This window comes from Pseudodesulfovibrio sp. S3 (assembly GCF_004025585.1).
In the GTDB taxonomy this organism is placed as follows: domain Bacteria; phylum Desulfobacterota; class Desulfovibrionia; order Desulfovibrionales; family Desulfovibrionaceae; genus Pseudodesulfovibrio.
In genome coordinates this window covers 1-15,795 of record NZ_QTZO01000003.1, presented here as the reverse complement: position 1 = coordinate 15,795, position 15,795 = coordinate 1, and the positions used below count along the sequence as shown (strand labels likewise).

At 52.5% G+C, this 15,795-nt stretch carries 19 protein-coding genes; 6 read left to right on the top strand and 13 right to left on the bottom strand.

The window, feature by feature from the left end:
- Position 1: 1 nt before the first annotated feature.
- The 8 genes from DWB63_RS03730 to DWB63_RS03695 all read right to left on the bottom strand — a co-directional run bounded on the left by DWB63_RS03730 (position 2) and on the right by DWB63_RS03695 (position 7,689).
- Positions 2-1,063 (bottom strand): ABC transporter permease, encoded by a 1,062-nt coding sequence (locus tag DWB63_RS03730; RefSeq protein ID WP_128327473.1) that lies wholly within the window; start codon positions 1,061-1,063, stop codon positions 2-4.
- 9 nt (positions 1,064-1,072) lie between these two features.
- On the bottom strand, positions 1,073-2,173 hold the full coding sequence (locus DWB63_RS03725) for a BMP family ABC transporter substrate-binding protein (RefSeq protein WP_241648605.1): 1,101 nt from the start codon (positions 2,171-2,173) through the stop codon (positions 1,073-1,075).
- 164 nt (positions 2,174-2,337) lie between these two features.
- The gene (gpt, locus tag DWB63_RS03720; protein WP_128327471.1) at positions 2,338-2,820 is read right to left on the bottom strand and encodes a xanthine phosphoribosyltransferase; all 483 of its coding nucleotides are present in this window, start codon (positions 2,818-2,820) and stop codon (positions 2,338-2,340) included.
- A gap of 60 nt (positions 2,821-2,880) precedes the next feature.
- Entirely contained in the window at positions 2,881-4,332 is a 1,452-nt protein-coding gene (locus tag DWB63_RS03715) for an FAD-dependent oxidoreductase (protein WP_128327470.1), read from the bottom strand.
- Positions 4,325-5,023, bottom strand: a complete 699-nt coding sequence (locus DWB63_RS03710) for a TVP38/TMEM64 family protein (RefSeq protein WP_128327469.1) — start codon at positions 5,021-5,023, stop codon at positions 4,325-4,327. The genes DWB63_RS03715 and DWB63_RS03710 overlap by 8 nt, the downstream gene beginning before the upstream one ends.
- On the bottom strand, positions 5,020-5,982 hold the full coding sequence (locus DWB63_RS03705) for a glucokinase (protein WP_128327468.1): 963 nt from the start codon (positions 5,980-5,982) through the stop codon (positions 5,020-5,022). The genes DWB63_RS03710 and DWB63_RS03705 overlap by 4 nt, the downstream gene beginning before the upstream one ends.
- Before the next feature lie 96 nt (positions 5,983-6,078).
- On the bottom strand, positions 6,079-6,948 hold the full coding sequence (locus DWB63_RS03700) for a MotA/TolQ/ExbB proton channel family protein (RefSeq protein WP_128327467.1): 870 nt from the start codon (positions 6,946-6,948) through the stop codon (positions 6,079-6,081).
- Between the two features lie 18 nt (positions 6,949-6,966).
- Positions 6,967-7,689, bottom strand: coding sequence for an OmpA family protein (locus tag DWB63_RS03695; RefSeq protein ID WP_128327466.1), 723 nt, complete (start codon positions 7,687-7,689; stop codon positions 6,967-6,969).
- A 183-nt stretch (positions 7,690-7,872) separates the two neighbouring features.
- On the opposite strand from DWB63_RS03695, the gene DWB63_RS03690 reads away from it, so the two are divergent.
- The 4 genes from DWB63_RS03690 to DWB63_RS03675 all read left to right on the top strand — a co-directional run bounded on the left by DWB63_RS03690 (position 7,873) and on the right by DWB63_RS03675 (position 10,454).
- Entirely contained in the window at positions 7,873-8,484 is a 612-nt protein-coding gene (locus DWB63_RS03690) for a Maf family protein (protein WP_128327465.1), read from the top strand.
- On the top strand, positions 8,462-9,175 hold the full coding sequence (locus tag DWB63_RS17420) for a MarR family winged helix-turn-helix transcriptional regulator (RefSeq protein WP_206613130.1): 714 nt from the start codon (positions 8,462-8,464) through the stop codon (positions 9,173-9,175). The genes DWB63_RS03690 and DWB63_RS17420 overlap by 23 nt, the downstream gene beginning before the upstream one ends.
- Before the next feature lie 24 nt (positions 9,176-9,199).
- Positions 9,200-9,934 (top strand): flavodoxin family protein, encoded by a 735-nt coding sequence (locus DWB63_RS03680; RefSeq protein WP_128327463.1) that lies wholly within the window; start codon positions 9,200-9,202, stop codon positions 9,932-9,934.
- A 151-nt stretch (positions 9,935-10,085) separates the two neighbouring features.
- Positions 10,086-10,454 carry a DUF2007 domain-containing protein gene (locus DWB63_RS03675; protein ID WP_128327462.1) on the top strand — a complete coding sequence of 123 codons (369 nt, stop codon included), beginning with the start codon at positions 10,086-10,088 and terminating at the stop codon, positions 10,452-10,454.
- Between the two features lie 150 nt (positions 10,455-10,604).
- On the opposite strand, the gene DWB63_RS03670 is transcribed toward DWB63_RS03675, so the two are convergent.
- Positions 10,605-11,108, bottom strand: a complete 504-nt coding sequence (locus tag DWB63_RS03670; protein ID WP_241648604.1) for a GNAT family N-acetyltransferase — start codon at positions 11,106-11,108, stop codon at positions 10,605-10,607.
- A 543-nt stretch (positions 11,109-11,651) separates the two neighbouring features.
- Between DWB63_RS03670 and DWB63_RS03665 the strand changes: the two genes are divergently transcribed.
- The gene (locus DWB63_RS03665) at positions 11,652-11,861 is read left to right on the top strand and encodes a TOBE domain-containing protein (protein ID WP_128327461.1); all 210 of its coding nucleotides are present in this window, start codon (positions 11,652-11,654) and stop codon (positions 11,859-11,861) included.
- Positions 11,862-12,106: 245 nt separating this feature from the next.
- The gene (locus DWB63_RS03660; protein ID WP_128327460.1) at positions 12,107-12,586 is read left to right on the top strand and encodes a phosphatidylglycerophosphatase A; all 480 of its coding nucleotides are present in this window, start codon (positions 12,107-12,109) and stop codon (positions 12,584-12,586) included.
- A 53-nt stretch (positions 12,587-12,639) separates the two neighbouring features.
- Here the strand turns inward: DWB63_RS03660 and pal are convergent, their stop codons facing one another.
- The 4 genes from pal to DWB63_RS03640 all read right to left on the bottom strand — a co-directional run.
- Positions 12,640-13,191: a peptidoglycan-associated lipoprotein Pal gene (gene pal / locus DWB63_RS03655; RefSeq protein WP_128327459.1), complete on the bottom strand. Its 552-nt coding sequence runs from the start codon at positions 13,189-13,191 to the stop codon at positions 12,640-12,642.
- Between the two features lie 124 nt (positions 13,192-13,315).
- Complete coding sequence (locus tag DWB63_RS03650; protein WP_347231959.1) at positions 13,316-14,575, bottom strand: protein tolB; 1,260 nt, start codon at positions 14,573-14,575, stop codon at positions 13,316-13,318.
- 53 nt (positions 14,576-14,628) lie between these two features.
- Positions 14,629-15,522, bottom strand: coding sequence for a TonB family protein (locus DWB63_RS03645; RefSeq protein ID WP_128327457.1), 894 nt, complete (start codon positions 15,520-15,522; stop codon positions 14,629-14,631).
- A gap of 22 nt (positions 15,523-15,544) precedes the next feature.
- Positions 15,545-15,795: biopolymer transporter ExbD (locus DWB63_RS03640; RefSeq protein ID WP_164879780.1), on the bottom strand; the 251-nt coding region annotated here is incomplete at its 5' end.

Here is a 15,795-nt window from a genome sequence, read left to right as displayed (position 1 = left end):
CCTAATCCTGCCTTGTCTTTCGTTCCAGTTTGTAGGTCAGGAAGAACTGCCCGGCGAGAACGGTCAGGAGAATCATGCCCTCCATGATCACGCCGAATGCGGCTGGAATCTGCAATTCGAGCTGCATGTTCTCGACTCCTACACGCAATGCGGCCAGGAGGAAGGCGGCAAAGGCGATATTGAGAGGCTCCAGGCGGGCCAACCAGGCCACGACAATAGCGGTATACCCGTAGCCGACCATGAGGCTCGGCTGGAGACGATTGAGGATGGCCGAAGTTTCGACGCAACCGGCCCATCCGGCAAACCCGCCTGACATGCACATGACCAGTATGACCAATCTGCCATAACGGATTTTGGCGTACCGGGCCACGCGCGCTCCCTCGCCGCTGGCCTGCAGTTCGAAGCCCAACCGGGTGAATCGCATGAACCCCCAAAGGCCAACCCCCACGACGAGACAGAACAACAATCCCCAGTGAACGCGGCTGGAGCCGATGAACGGAATAACCGCGCCGGAAGTGAATTCTGGCGTCATGGGGAATCCGTGGCTGGCAGGGTCTTTCCAAATACCGAAAACCAGGTAATCGAGTAACAGGATGGCCACATAGTTGAGCATCAGCGTTGAGATGATCTCGTTGACGCGCAACTTGAGCTTGAGAAACGCGGGGATAAACGCCCATGCTCCGCCCAGCAGGAAGGCCATGGTGAACATGATCGGCAGCAGGATAAAGCCCGGCAGATCGGGAAACTGCAAGGCCATCCACGTGGCGCCGATGGCACCCAGAGCAAACTGTCCCTCCGCGCCGATGTTCCATATCTGCATGCGGAAGGCCACAGCCACCCCAAGAGAGCAGAGGAAAAGCGGAATGGACTTGAGCAGCACCCCTTCAAGGGCCCACAGGTTGCCGAAACTCCCCTGCCACAGAACGTTGAGCCCGAAGAGTGCGTCCTTTCCCTGCCAGGCCAGGAGCAGAGAGCTCACTAAAAGGGAAAAGAGCAGGGCGCCCAGGAATACAACCAGGGCGCCCCACTTCCAGGGTTCATCTCTTTTTCTTATTTTCAGCACGTATTCAAGTTAGTTGACGTTGCCGACAACGCCTTCGACAAACCAATTCATTCCGAGCAGATCACCATCGGAGGGGACAACGCCCTCTGCAATCATGACTTCGCCCGTCTGATTCTTGACCGGACCCGTGAAAATGGAATCCTTGCCGGCCACGAGTTCAGCCCGTTTGGCATTGACGAGAGTCTTGACGTCTTCGGGAACCATCGGGCCCATGGGGGCGATGTCCACGACGCCGTCCTGCATGGACCACCACACGGATTGGTCGCCCTGCCAGGAGCCGTCACGGACCTGTTCAACGGTCTTGACGTACACGGGACCCCAATTCCAGATGGCGGAGGTCAGGTGCGCCTTGGGAGCGAAGGAGGTCATGTCGGAGTTATAGCCCACGCTGTAAACGCCAGCTTCCTGTGCGGCTTCCTGCGGCGCCGGGGAATCCTGATGCTGAGCAATGACGTCGCAACCTGCATCAAGCAGGGACTTGGCAGCATCCTTTTCCAACGCCGGGTCATACCATGTCTTGGTCCAGACAACGCGGACTTCGGCATTCGGGTTCATCTCGCGGACGCCCCTGGTGTAGGCATTGATGCCCCGAATAACTTCAGGAATGGGGAAAGCGGCTACATATCCGAGCTTGTTGGTCTTGGTCATGGCGCCGGCCACCAGGCCGGTCAGGTAACGGGCCTGATAGATGCGACCGAAATAGTTGCTCACGTTGGCCGCTTTCTTGAAACCGGAGCAATGCATGAATTTGGCATCGGGAAATTCTTTGGCCACCTTCAGGGTCGGGTCCATGTAACCGAAGCTGGTGGTGAAGATGATATCAAAACCCTTGCGGGCCATGTTGCGGATAACGCGCTCGGAATCAGCGCCTTCGGGAACGGCTTCGACAAAGGAAGTCGTGGCGTAGTCCAGCGCTTCCACAGCCTGACGGCCCAGGTCATGGGCATAGGAATAACCTGCATCGCCGACCGGAGACACGTAAACGAAACCGGCCTTGATCACCTTGGGCTCTTCAGTGGGAGCAACGGCCTCTTCAACCTTTGCAGGCTCTTCGGCCTTTTTTTCCTGCGGGGCCTCGCCGCAAGCGAAAAGGGACAGCATCAGCATCATGCAGACAGCCGATACACCAAACATTTTCAACATTTTTTTCATGGGGTCCTCTCCGTTAGCTATTAAATATCCCAATTCCATATCTCAGCACACGTTTTCGGGCAAGAGCCCATTCTCCATGGAACAAACAACATACTGCAATATAAAATAAATTTTAAAGCAAGCTATTCAGTAATCTTGACAATGGGTTCCACAAACTGAGAAGCGGAATCCCAAGGGAACAAAATCCAGGTGTCCTGGCTGACTTCGGTTATATATGTCTCCACCATGGGGCGGCCTTCGGGCTTTGCATAAACCGTGGCAAAATGCGCTTTGGAAACCATGTCGCGGGCGATTTTTGCGGTCCTGCCCGTATCCACGAGGTCGTCTATGAGCAGCCAGCCATCGCCGTCGGAATCCACCTGCTTGAGTATTTTGGCATCACCTTGATTCTTCCAATCATAGGAAGAAAGGCAGATGGTATCGATAAGGTGAATATCCAACTCGCGGGCTATGATAGCCGCAGGGACCAAACCGCCGCGGGTGATAGCCAGGATGCCCTTCCACGGCCCCTTTTCCATCAACCGCCAGGACAAGGCCCGGCAATCGCGATGCAGCTGCTCCCATGAAACCGGAAACATTTTCTGGTATCTGTTCTTGTCACCCATTCGGAAATATCTCCTTGCAACGATGTTCGAATGACGGGCTACCTACCCGTGTCCGCCCAATTAATCAAGGGTGCAGGCCCTGCCCTTGTAATCGAAGATGAAGCTCAACGTCTTGCGGACCCTGTCCGAAAACAACTTGGATGACAGAACCTTGCCCGCCACCCGCTTGTTGATCTCGCCCACGGTGGGATATGGCTGAATGGCCGAGGCCAGGGTGGAAAGCCCGACCTTGCCGTTCAACGCAGCCACCCATTGTCCTATCAGTTCACCGGCATGGATACCCGCAATCTGTACCCCGAGCGGTTTTTCCCTTCGGTCGAGAACGAGTTTTATCCTGCCGTTCACCCCACCCTCGGCCCGTGCCCGGTCATTGTCACCGAACGCCTCTTCCCAGACCACACACTCGATGCCCGCCGCCTTGGCGCGCTTTTCGTTCATGCCCACGCTGGCCAGTTCGGGTTCTGTGTAGGTGCACCAGGGCAGCCAGGTGTAGTCAACCTTACGCGGCAGACGAAAGACCGCGTTGGAAATGACGATCCCGCCCTCATACCCGGCAGCATGGGTAAACTGATACCTGCCGAGCACGTCGCCGGCCGCAAAAATATGTTTTTGGCTGGTCCGCAGCCTGGCGTCGACCTTGACCCCGCGCCGGTCATATTCCACCCCACAGTTTTCCAGCTTGAGACCGTTTGTTCTCGGCCTGCGCCCAGTGGCCACAAGTATTTTTTCCGCCTGGATCACATGGGTTTCGCCATCGCGCTCATATTCGACTTCGACCCCGCCAGGCACCCTGCGCACCATTGAGGTATTGGCGCATAGAGCCAGATCCACTCCTTCTTCTTGGAAAACATCCTGGATTACCTGCGCCATATCTGCATCCTCTGCAGAAAGAAGCTGGCAATTGCGCTGGAGTATATGCACCTTGGAGCCGAGACGGTTGAAGGCCTGGGCCATTTCGCACCCGATTGGCCCTCCGCCGAGCACGACAAGGGAAGACGGCAGATCTTTCAGGCTGAACATATCTTCATTGGTCAGGTAATCCACGTCCACCAATCCGGGAATCGAGGGCAATGCCGGTTCGGAGCCAGTGGCCAGAACCCAGAATTTCGCGGAAATGCGTGTGCCCGAGCAATTGACCACGTGGTCGTCCTCGAACTGGGCCTCCCCGAACAATATCTTGACTCCCAGTCCGCAAAACCGCTCCTCGGAATCATGCACCTGAATGGCGTCGATGACCTCTTTGATGCGCAGGTTGACTTTGGCCATGTCCACGGGCGGCAGGATCACTTCCGGCAAACCGTACCGGGTGCACTGCCGCATTTCATGATATATGGCCGCGGACCGGATCAGCGTCTTGCTGGGCACGCATCCCGTATGAAGACAATCACCGCCAAGCTGTGAAGCACGTTCGATAAGCACGGTCTTCACCCCCAATTGGGCTGCCCCGGAGGCCACGGTCAACCCGGCTGCGCCCCCGCCGATGACCCCTATGTCATAATCGAATTCAGCCATTGGCGCGCCTCTTTGCCTGGTACCACCCGAGTATTTTCTTCACCGCCAGGGGAAACAACCCGAGAACAACGAATGAAATGATCAGGCTCGGCGACAACAATCCCGACAGGGAGTCGAGTTGCCCCAACTCCTTGCCCGCATTCACATACACCACCGTGGCCGGAAGCATACCCAACTGCGAGACCCAAACGTAAGTGAAAAGCCGCATGGACGTCAGGCCCAGGACGGCATTGATGATGAAAAACGGAAAGACCGGGATCAAGCGCAAAGTGAAGAGGTAAAACGCACCGTCCTCCCTGATGCCACGGTTGATGGGTTCCAGCCTGCCTCCATACTTCCGCTGCACGAAATCCCGCAGGACATAGCGGGATACAAGAAAGGCCAGGGCGGCACCAGCCGTACTGGCAAAAGAGACCACAACGACTCCGACCGTCAGGCCGAACAGTGCGCCCCCGGCCAGGGTGAGCACCGCTGCCGCAGGCAGGACCAACGCAGTGACAACGACATATATCATGAAATAGGCACCCAGCATCAAGAGGGCATGATCATCGTATAGAAGCTGAAAACGTTCGCGGGAGGCCTTGAGATAGTCGAGAGAAAGATACTGACCTAAATCAAAAATGAAATAGAAAACTATCAATACGGCAATGACGGACATGAGCAGCAGTTTCCTGATCAACCCCGCCTTCATTCGTCTCCTCCCAGATTATTCAGGAGTTGCGCGCCATAGAATGCCGCCCCGAACAGACCGCTCTCCTCATTGCCATTGAGTTTGACCGGTACCGAGTGAAGAAAATCGGCATACACATGCGAATTATGGAATTCATTCATGAATTCAGGAACATTCACAAACATCGGATTTTTGGAAGCGACCCCCCCGGCTATGAAAAAGCCACCAAGCGACATCAGACCAAGTGCCCAATTGCGACAGGCCCGGCCATAAAAACGGGCATACCATTTCGTTGTTTCGCTCTCGGGAGTGATCCTCGCGGATATTTCCCTTGGAGTCAGATCCTCGCCGGTCAGGAATTTGTGCACCAGATGAAGCCCGAGCCCGGTAACGACAGAGTCCCCTTCCGGCCAGTTGCGCCCGCTCTCGATACGGTTGAATTCAGCATATTCGGCCTCATCTCTGCCGATGAAAGGAAACGCCATGTGGCCTCCCTCGGAAGGCAGAGCCGTCCAGTTGTCCCCGACCTTGAGCAACGCGGAGTACCCCAGTCCGGTTCCGGCACCGATCACGCCGATGGTCTCACCGTCCACACCCTCCCCTTCCTGGATCACCAAAGCGTTTTCCACGGCGGAAGTGCGGCAGGCAAAGGCCTGGGCTGAAAAATCATTGATAAGGCAGACGGCTTTCGTACCGAAATTTACCTCCCGGATATCGATACCCCAAGGAGCGTTGGGCAGGTATGGGCAGACCTTCCCTCCTATAACGGCACCGGCAGGAGCCAATACGGCCGCGTCGAACCCTCCGGGATGCGCACTGAAATCGCTCTCCCACAACTGCTCAAGCAATTGCGGAAATGTGGCCGCCCCGTGAGTCTCAAGCCAGATGGAATCCACCATCGCCAACCCTGCATCATGTGACTCGAACAGAGCAAATCGGCTGTTGGTGCCGCCGATATCAGCAGCCAAAATCTTTGCCATATGGATCGCGCCTCCCTGATGGCGGAGACTATCACAAACCCATAAAAAAAAAAGGAGCCATATGGCTCCTTTTTCAGCTGTATCGATTGGTCCGGGCTAAGCCGCTTCAGTGGCCTTTTCCATAACGCCCCCCTGGGCCATGTCGGCCAATTCCACGGGTTGCGTCTTCTTCTGCACATACTTGCGCGTGATTCTACGCAGGGTTTCGGTCTTGCCCTCACGCTCGGAGGGGGTCAGGAAAGAGGCCAATTTACGCTCCAGCTTATAGGAATTCTGTTCCTTGCTGATGGCGACAATGCCCTCCATGACCAATTTCTGATTCAACAATTCGGCCCTGGTGGAGAAATTGATGTTCTCGGCAATGGGAGAAAAAATGAGATGTGAAAGCACCAGACCATAGAGCGTGGAGATGAAGGCCACCGGAATATTCTTGAGGATGACGGCAGTATCATTGATCCCCATGAGCAGGCCGATCAGACCGATGACGGAACCGGCAACACCAAAGGCAGGCGCCGTGCGGGCCAAAGTCAGGAAAAAACGCTCGCTCTGCTGGCGACGCAGGTTGAAGAAAGCCATTTCCGCATTCAGGCACTCGCGGATTTCCTCTTCCTTGTAATTGTCCACCAACAGAATGAGTCCGTTTTTCATGAAGGAACTCGTGGCCTTGTTGGCTGACCTCTCCAAAGAAAGCACCCCGTCCACCTTGGACTTCACCGAGAGATCAAGGAGCGTGTTGACAATTTCCTCGGCCGTTGACTGGCCGTTGGAATAGGCGTTCCTGGCAACCCTGAAGGCGTTTTTCACATGCTTGACCGGATAACTGATAAGCATGGCCGCGGTCAGGCCGGACACAACCACCAGAAAAGCGGCTAGGTTAAAGTATGCACCGGCAGCTCCGGTCAGCAAAAAACTGCACATGAATATGATGAGACTGACGGCCACACCAATATAATTCTTTCTGTTCATGAGACTTCCTCCAATCGATCAGCTGTTGTTGGCAATGACTATTTCAACCCGCCTGTTCAGGGCTTGGTTGGCTTCTGAAGTATCGGGCAATTCCGGCTGATAGGCTCCCCGTCCGGTGATTACCAGTCGCTTCGGGGCAATATTGAATCGGGTAATGAGTTGTTCCGCCACATTGGCCGCACGTTCGGATGACAAGATAAAACTCTGCGCCCCCTCGGATTCGCTTTGATCGGCAAACCCGATAACGTGCACAAGGCCGAGGCTCAGCCGAACAACTTCTGCGATCTCATCCAGATACTGGGCGGAATCCGGCTTGAGTTCGCCTGACTGCTCATCAAAAAACAAATCCCCTCTCAAGGTGATGCGAACCTGACCCGGAGACTCCCGGACCACGGTGATGCCGTTGGCACGGGAACGATACAGGACCTCCTTCTCGGCCATGCGAACCACATCCTTGGAACCACCAGGTTCGGCCCGACTGGCGATCTGTCCAATCAGCCCTATAAGTGGATCAAGAGAACTTACAGACTGGGCCTTTTCCGCAGACTGATGGCTGAAGAGGACTTTCACGTCCTGCTGGCTGCTGGCATAAATGAAAAGCACCACAAACAACACGAACATGACCATCATCAGATCGGACCAAGGCACGGCCCAGTCGTTCATGCCATGCGACGATGACGAGCCTTCCATTTGATGAAAGGAAGTGAAATCCTGGGTGAATCTTTTTTCTATTTTCTGCATGGTCTCTCCTGCGCTTCCGCGCGCACGATATGTAGCAATAAACCTGCCAGAAACATAATCGCTTGAAATACAATAAAAAGTTACAAATCAAATCAAGCTGTAAACCATACGGACTTCAGAACGACAAAAAAACGTCAGTGGGCCGCCGTTGACTCCCCGATGAATATGAGAGAGATTTACTGCATGAAAAAACATGGCCCTTTCCAGTCTCTCAGTCCCATTATCCTGGCATCCGGTTCTCCCAGACGCCGGGAACTGCTCTCCGATCTCGGACTCGCCTTCGAAGTGCACCCGAGCATCCTGGACGAGCCCATGCCCGAACAGGACGAATCCCCGCTGGACTACGCCCTGCGCATGGCAGAAATAAAAACACGGGATGTGGCTCAACGTTTCAAGGAAAAGACCGTGATCGGCGCGGACACCATCGTGGTTCACAAGCATCGCATCATGGGCAAGCCGGAGAGCAAGCTCGACGCTCTGGAGATGCTGACCGCCCTATCCGGCGAGACGCATCAGGTGGTGACGGGATTCTGCCTGATCCTGCCCGACGGCTCCACGGTGTCAGAAGCCGTGAGCACGGATGTGGACATGCGCCTCTCCACTGAAGCGGAACTCATGGGATACATCGAAACAGGAGAACCCATGGACAAGGCCGGAGCCTATGCCATCCAGGGCATCGGCACCTTCCTGGTGACCGGCATCCGGGGTTCTTACACCAACGTGGTCGGACTGCCTGTGGCCCGTGTTCTAGAAGTTTTAGTCTCTTGGGGAGTTGTCGTTCCAAGGCAGGGCTGAAAAATCAGATGAAGTCCCCACCAAGGGACTGCCAGAGTTCATTACCACAGACAGTTACGATAAACATGTTCGAACAGCCTTCGATGCCGGATGCTGGTACTTCTCTGTAGGCACCTGCCGCCTCTTCCTTGCGCGCTTGCTCCGAAACTTGACGTCATCTCACCCTTCCCTTGGATTTTTGGTTGACATCGCAACAATATCTCGGCACATTGGTTGCGAAGTCAACTTAAAAAAAGGAACGCTGGACATGCATTTACAAGGACGACAAACCACGGGTCGCTTCATTGCTCTACTCCACAGAATGTCCAGTCTTTATTTAGGACAGGAGTTGCCTTCCGTAAAGATCGGTACAGGGCAATACATTTTTCTGGCTGAACTCTTTGATGAAGATGGTTTGAGCCAAGAAGAGCTGACGAAAAGGGTTTTTGTGGACAAGGCCAACACCGCCAGGGCGTTGAAAAAGCTTGAAGATGTGGGTTATGTACGAAGGATGCCGGACAAAAACGATGGAAGGATTAAACGTGTTTTTTTGCAGCCTTCGGCACGGGCAATTGAAAAAGAATTCTGGAATATCATCACGCTGTGGAGTGAAATAATATGCCACGAAATGCCGCAGGAAAGGCAGGACTCGGTGATAAGAGATCTACAGACAATGGCTGAAAATGCAGCCAACCATCTACAGCGATATTGAATCGACAAAGGAGGCGTGATCATCATGGATAATTCTTTCAAGATCCTTTCGTTTAATGGAAGTCATCGATCTGAAGAGGGATTCACCGACATTGTACTGAGCAGTTTTTTACAAGGCGCTATGTCTGCAAATGCGCAATGTGAAGTGCTGTATCCGTCCAAACAAAAAATCGCCACCTGTTCAGGCTGCGGGAAATGTATGTTCGAGACTCCAGGAGTGTGTAACTATACTGATGACATGACGTCTGTTATCGCAAAGATGGAACAAACTGATTTTCTTGTTTTTGCGAGCCCTGTTTATTTTGACTCCATGTCAAGCAACCTGAAGAAACTGATTGAGCGGTTAAGAGTGACGTTAGGGGCACATTTTGAGTTTAGAATTGGCAGAACATACCATGTGAAAAGAAATAAAAAAGAACAAAAAGTCGTACTGATTTTTACTTCCGGCAATCCTGAAGAAGAATCATTTATTACAATCAGTAGAATTTTTCATCGAATTATTGACAACATGGGATGGCAACTTGCTGGAGAACTGCATTTTCCAGCATCGCATCTTCTCGTGACCGACCCTGATCTTCTGCTCAATCAAATGAAGGCAGTCGCCATGTGCGGGGCCGAAATGGCTACACATGGAGCAATCAGAAAAGAATCACTGGAAGCCGCAAACAAGAAATACGTCAACGATCCGGAAGCCATCCTTGAGCAGATGACACAGACCATCCTCAGAATACGGAAGGACAGGGCAAGCGGAGTATGTTGACCATGGATATCAAAATGCGCCATTATAAACGTGACCGTTCATACTACAGGGACGGGGCTCACTATGTCTGCGGCGTACGCGGCTCCTACACCAATGTTGCCCCTGGCCCGGGTGCTTGAATGCCTGCTGAAATGGGGAGTGGTGTCATCGCATGAGCAATCAGCTTAACCTGACAACAGTCTTCGCAAGCTTTTACGCATGGGAAGCGCATCTCGCCCAGCATGCGCTGGAGAAGAACGGCATTGAATCATACATCATCGATGCTGGCATGGTGAGCGCAAACTGGATGTACGCCAATGCTGTGGGAGGGGTAAAACTGAGAGTGGCCGACCGTGACGCCGATCGGGCCAGGGCAATTCTTGCAACTACCTCTGTTCCGAAGCGGCAGCCTGCAGGCGAACACCCGAAAGATCCCGATGAGAGCCACACCGCCAAAGGCAACTCCCTATGGCGTTGCCTGTATGCCATCGGAACGTTTTTTCTGCTGGGCGTGCCTCTTCTCTTCCGACCAAGGAAATGATGTCAGGAGTGCGGGAGAGCCTCTAGGGAGAACAAACCGACCGCCGAATCTCCATCTTCGATACGACCGTTCTCTCCGTACAAACCGTCAAAGAATGATTTATTTTCTGATCCATCGCACCGACACAGAGTGTCATGGCGGGCAACCACGCTAAGAATTGATCCGTTTTCCGAGAATCGACAGGCTGTATTCCTTGCCGTCCATTTCCGCGATGTCGTTCAATCTTCCCCATTCTTCAAACCCGAACGACTTGAAAAGCCTGATGCTGGGTTCATTATGCGAAAAAATATAGCCAAGAAGCGTTTTGATGTTCAACCCCTGGGTCATGTCCATCGCTTCCTGCACCAACTTTTTCCCAAGCCCCTGCCCCCTGTACTCCGAATCGATATAAATACTGATTTCCGCAGTATGGTCGTATGCAGGGCGCCCGTAAAACGATTCAAAACTCACCCAAGCTGCAATCCGATCTCCGGTTTCATGAACTAATATTGGTCGTTTATCCGGAGTATGCCTTTGAAACCATTCCAATTTCGAATCGACACTGACTTCTTTTGTGTCAGCAGTCGCCAAGCGGGTCGCTACCGTCGAATTGTAGATGGATACGATCTCGGGAAGATCCTGTACCGTCGCCTGTCTCATGTTTTTACCTTCCATTGATTCCGTGACTTCTTGTAAAAAAACCGACCTTCCGAACAAACTTGGTCACAAGCGACGGAAATATCTGCGACCATATCCTTAGTCAAGTATCACTGACAGATTGAAAAGACTGTAAATGATGACCGGGAGATAGCATCGGTTTTCTCCCCGCTCCATTATTACAAATTACAGCTTCAAACGCCTGCCTACTATACGCAACCACGTAACAAGCCGTTAGCTCTATACCTGGCAACATCGCTGATTCCCTGTGAGGGGAGCCTTCACTAAAAAAGAGCGCACGGACATGAGCAGGCCTCCCCTGACAAATGCACCGTCTGAATTCGAGATGCAATCACAGCGAGTTAGGCTGAACCCCTGAACCATGCCGGAACTGACAACAAGACAATGCCCGGGATTACCATAGATGCTTCCACTTATCCCGCCACCAAACGAGTGATAATATAAATATTTCATTTTATTACAGCAAGTCTTTCATGACGCATGAACAGATGTTAATATGTACATCATGATTTACATTCCAACCCTATTAGGAGAAACACGATGAACGTAAGCGCTCGCAATCTGATCCCCGGAAAAATTAAAAAAATCAATGTTGGCATGGTCAACGCCGAAGTTGTTGTTGAAGCTGCGCCCGGCGTGGAGATCGTTTCGGTAATCACCAAGGATTCTGTAGAAAGACTGGGACTTAAGGAAGGCTCCGATGTCAAGGCAATGGTCAAGGCCACCAGCGTTATGATCGTTACTGACTAACACAGCCTAGCCTCATAACGCCCGAAACTGTATCCAAACGGAGGGGGAATCGTTTCTTGAAACGGCTCCCCCTTTATCCATGCGTAAACAGCCAGGCAATCGAACAACCACGTCAGAACCGCAAGGCCTTAAGGCTGTGATGTCCAACATGACAACAAAAAGCCCTGCAACGGATGATTGGGATTGCCTGTATCACCGGATACCATTATTCATGGAGAAAAAGTATCGCAAACCGGATTGGACCAATGCTTTCAAATACACCGCTCGACAAATTCGCCACCGGCCTGGCAACCCTCGGCCCCATCGGCCATTTCCCCAAAGCTCCAGGAACCTGGGGTTCCCTGGCCGCCATTGTTGCCTCCCCATGGTTGTTTCTGCCCTTCACGCTGTGGGGACGCGCGGCAGTATTGGCAGCCATTCTCGCCATAGGAGTATGGGTCTGTTCCCGAGCCGAACATGTCTTGGGTGAAAAGGATCCCGGATGTGTCATCATTGACGAACTCTTCGGACAATGGCTCGCCCTGCTTTTCTTTTCGGCCATGCCCATCTGGTACCTGGGAATCGCATTTGGACTCTTCCGCTTCTTCGACATCGTCAAGCCCTGGCCCGTAAAATGGGCTGAAACGGCATTTCCGGGAGGACTCGGCGTCATGCTCGATGACGGCGTGGCCGGACTGTATGCCCTCGGCGGAATCCACCTTTTCCACACAGTGTTCTCCATGTAAAAAAAACGCCGCCCCGACAGGGACGGCGTTTTTCAATTTACATACAATTTCAGTTATTTCACAACAAATTCAGCACGGCGATTCTTGGCCCAGGCGCTTTCGTTGTGCGCAGGATCGACCGGGTATTCCTCGCCAAAACTGACGATCTTCATCCGCTCGGGATCAACGCCGAGAATGACCAGATGCTCGTAAGATGCACGTGCACGACGTTCACCCAAAGCAAGGTTGTACTCTTCGGTTCCTCGTTCGTCACAATGACCTTCGATGACCACATTGACGTCCGTAAATTTGCGCAGGATATTGGCCTTGAGAGCCAAAATGGAACGAGACTCTTCATTCAGTTCATACGAATTAAAAGCAAAATGAAGTGTAACGCTGGTCAATTCTTCCACCGCTTCGGCCTTGGCACGAGCCTCAGCTTCAGCAGCCAGGGCATCCTCGTCAACAGCCGTATCCTGCTGGGGCGGGGTCCACTGGGTATCATCGTTCACTTCAACCTTGGCATCAGACGGGGCAGTTGAAGTTGTTTTCTTTGCACAACCGGTAAAGACCAGAAGAGACAAGGCCAACAGGGCCACAATACAGACATACCATTTGATTCTCATGCTCACTCCTTGGTAAAGCCGTTGCCCGGCCATTATTTCCAACTACTTACAGAATCACCAGGTTATCCTACATTATAGGATGCACCTTTTCCCAATAAAAAATCAAGTCCATTTGTATGACATTTTACCATTGCAAAGATGTGTCCCATGCCGGGGCAAACGCACCTCCTTTCCCTGTGGAGATTATACGCGGTGTATCACCATGCCTTGTCGTTAGATACAACTTATATTCACCGGACCGACTGGATGCAAAAGCCACAAAGTAACCGTCAGGTCCAAAAGCGGGATATTCATCATTCCCCGGACCGAACGTCAGTTGTTTTTCCCTACCAGTCCCCAGATCATGCAAGTAAATCCGGTGTCCATCAGACGTTTGATGCGTGTAAGCCACAAATCGGCCATCAGGACTGATGCACGGGTGAGTGTTATACTTACCGGTGGTGGTCACACGTCGTATCTCTCCGGTTTTCATATCCTTCAGGTAAATATGGGGATTCCCCGCACGGCCCGAAGTGAAAACCATCTTGCTGCCGGTCCTGTCAAAACTTGGTGAGACATCAATATATGGACCACTGATCAACGTCTTTCCAGCCTTGTATGACTTGCTCAATTCATAGATATTAGTAGCCCCGTTAATATTGAGCGCGGCATAAAGAGTGTCATCAGGGCCATAAACCGGACTGATGATGGTATTCCCCAGACCTTTGTAATATCTATTTATTTTTTTTGTTTCACTGTCATATATACCGAGCTCGTGCCGATTTTTTGCAATATGGGTGAAAGCAATCTGCTTGCCATCGCCCGACCAGGCCGGACTCAAGTTGAAGCCCCCGAGCTGCGTGATACGGGTCAGGCCTCTGCCCTGAGGCAACACTGTGAATATTTCCTTGCTCTTACCATCCTGTTTTACAAAGACGATAGGGGAATCAAAGAACCCTTTCTTGCCAGTCAGCGCTTCGAGAAACGAAGAACAGAAACGATCGGCCACCTGCGGAAGATTGGCGTGAACGTCACGATAGGATTTGCCCACCACTCTTCTTCCGCTATAGGTTTCGAACACGCGGCCCTCAATATACTGTCCATTCCACCCGGTGGTCATGCACAGATCCACCCGAGCAAGCTGGAAAGGCTTGAAATCGATATCCGCCCCCATGACGCCTTTACTGGGATCTCCGCCCAGAAGTTTGGTCACAGGAACGATCTTCAAGAACGGAATGTAACTCAAGTCGTTGACCACCAATTCCTCGAAGGCCTTGGCTGCGGCCTCGGGCAAGGGTGCTCCCTTGAGCCCCTTGGGGGGTAACAAGACGATGTTCACCATGCGCTGTCCCGGACCATGAATATCCACGGTCAATGGGCCCTGTGCGATAGACAATGAAGTCATGAGACAAACACAGACACAACAGGTAAAAAGGGTCAATATTCGTTTCATACAATTTACTCAGAGAGTTCCTGGCTGTTGAAATTGAGACGAATTACGCGATCACGCGGTGATCTCGGTTTTTCGACATATTCAGTTTCTTTGATTGCCCGAAGGGCTGAATTGTCAAATTCAGGATTATTTGACGACCCAATGACCTTCGAGGACATAATTTTCCCATCGGCTTCCAGCTTGATTTCAATGGAAACCACCAAATTAGCCTCCCCGGCAAAAGCCGGATAACGCCAGTTCTTCTTAATGGCAGCGCCGACTATAAGAGCATACACTTCCGAAAGCCCCGATCCGGAACCTCCAACTGTGCCGCCTTCTTTACCACCCTCTTCGCCACCAGACTGACCGCCATGAGCATAAACCTGATCGCCTTCCCTCTTTTTGATTGCGGCCAGTTCGGAAGCCAGAGCATTATTCTTTGTCTGGTCCTGTTTCTTGGCCTGCGCCTTGGCTGCGGCCATGCCTTCAGCCAGAAGCTGTTCGGCGGTCTTCTCCGGTTTGGGTTTGGGTTTCGGTTCAGGCTTGGGCTCAGGCTTGGGTTCGGGTTTTTTTTCTTCCGCCTTCTTTACCACACTCTTCTTTTCAACCTTCTTAGGGCTGATTTCCTTGACCTGAGGTTCAGGTTTGGCCTCAACCACCGGCGTGGGGGCAACTTCAACTGCTGGTTCAGGTTTGGCCTCGACCACCGGTACTTCGGCAGTTTCAGACGGAGCCTTGGCCTGCGCCTTGACCTGAACCGGCGGTCCGGGCGGAGGCGGAGCCAAAGACACAAGATCAACCATGTATACAGGCCGATCCATGTTCACCCGTACATCCACTCCACTTACGCCATAGAGCGCAAACACGCCCAAAGCGACGTGAAAGCAAAGTGATAAGACGAAACCGAGTTCCTGGCGCATAGGCTACACTGTATCTAAAAAATTACTTGTTTTTTTCAAGCTTTGGCTGTTCCGCAACAATGCCCAGCCTGTCGATGCCGGCGGCCTTGATCTCGCCCATGACCTGAACCACCGTGCCGTAAGGCACCTCCTTGTCAGCGCGCAGGAAAAGCTGCTTTTTCTGTTTGGATACCAACCGCTTGAGGTGCTCTTCCAGTTCGTCCAGGCCCACCTGGTATTCGTCAAGGAACAGGGTGCCGTCCTTTTTCACGCTGAGCACCAGATGCTCGGAAT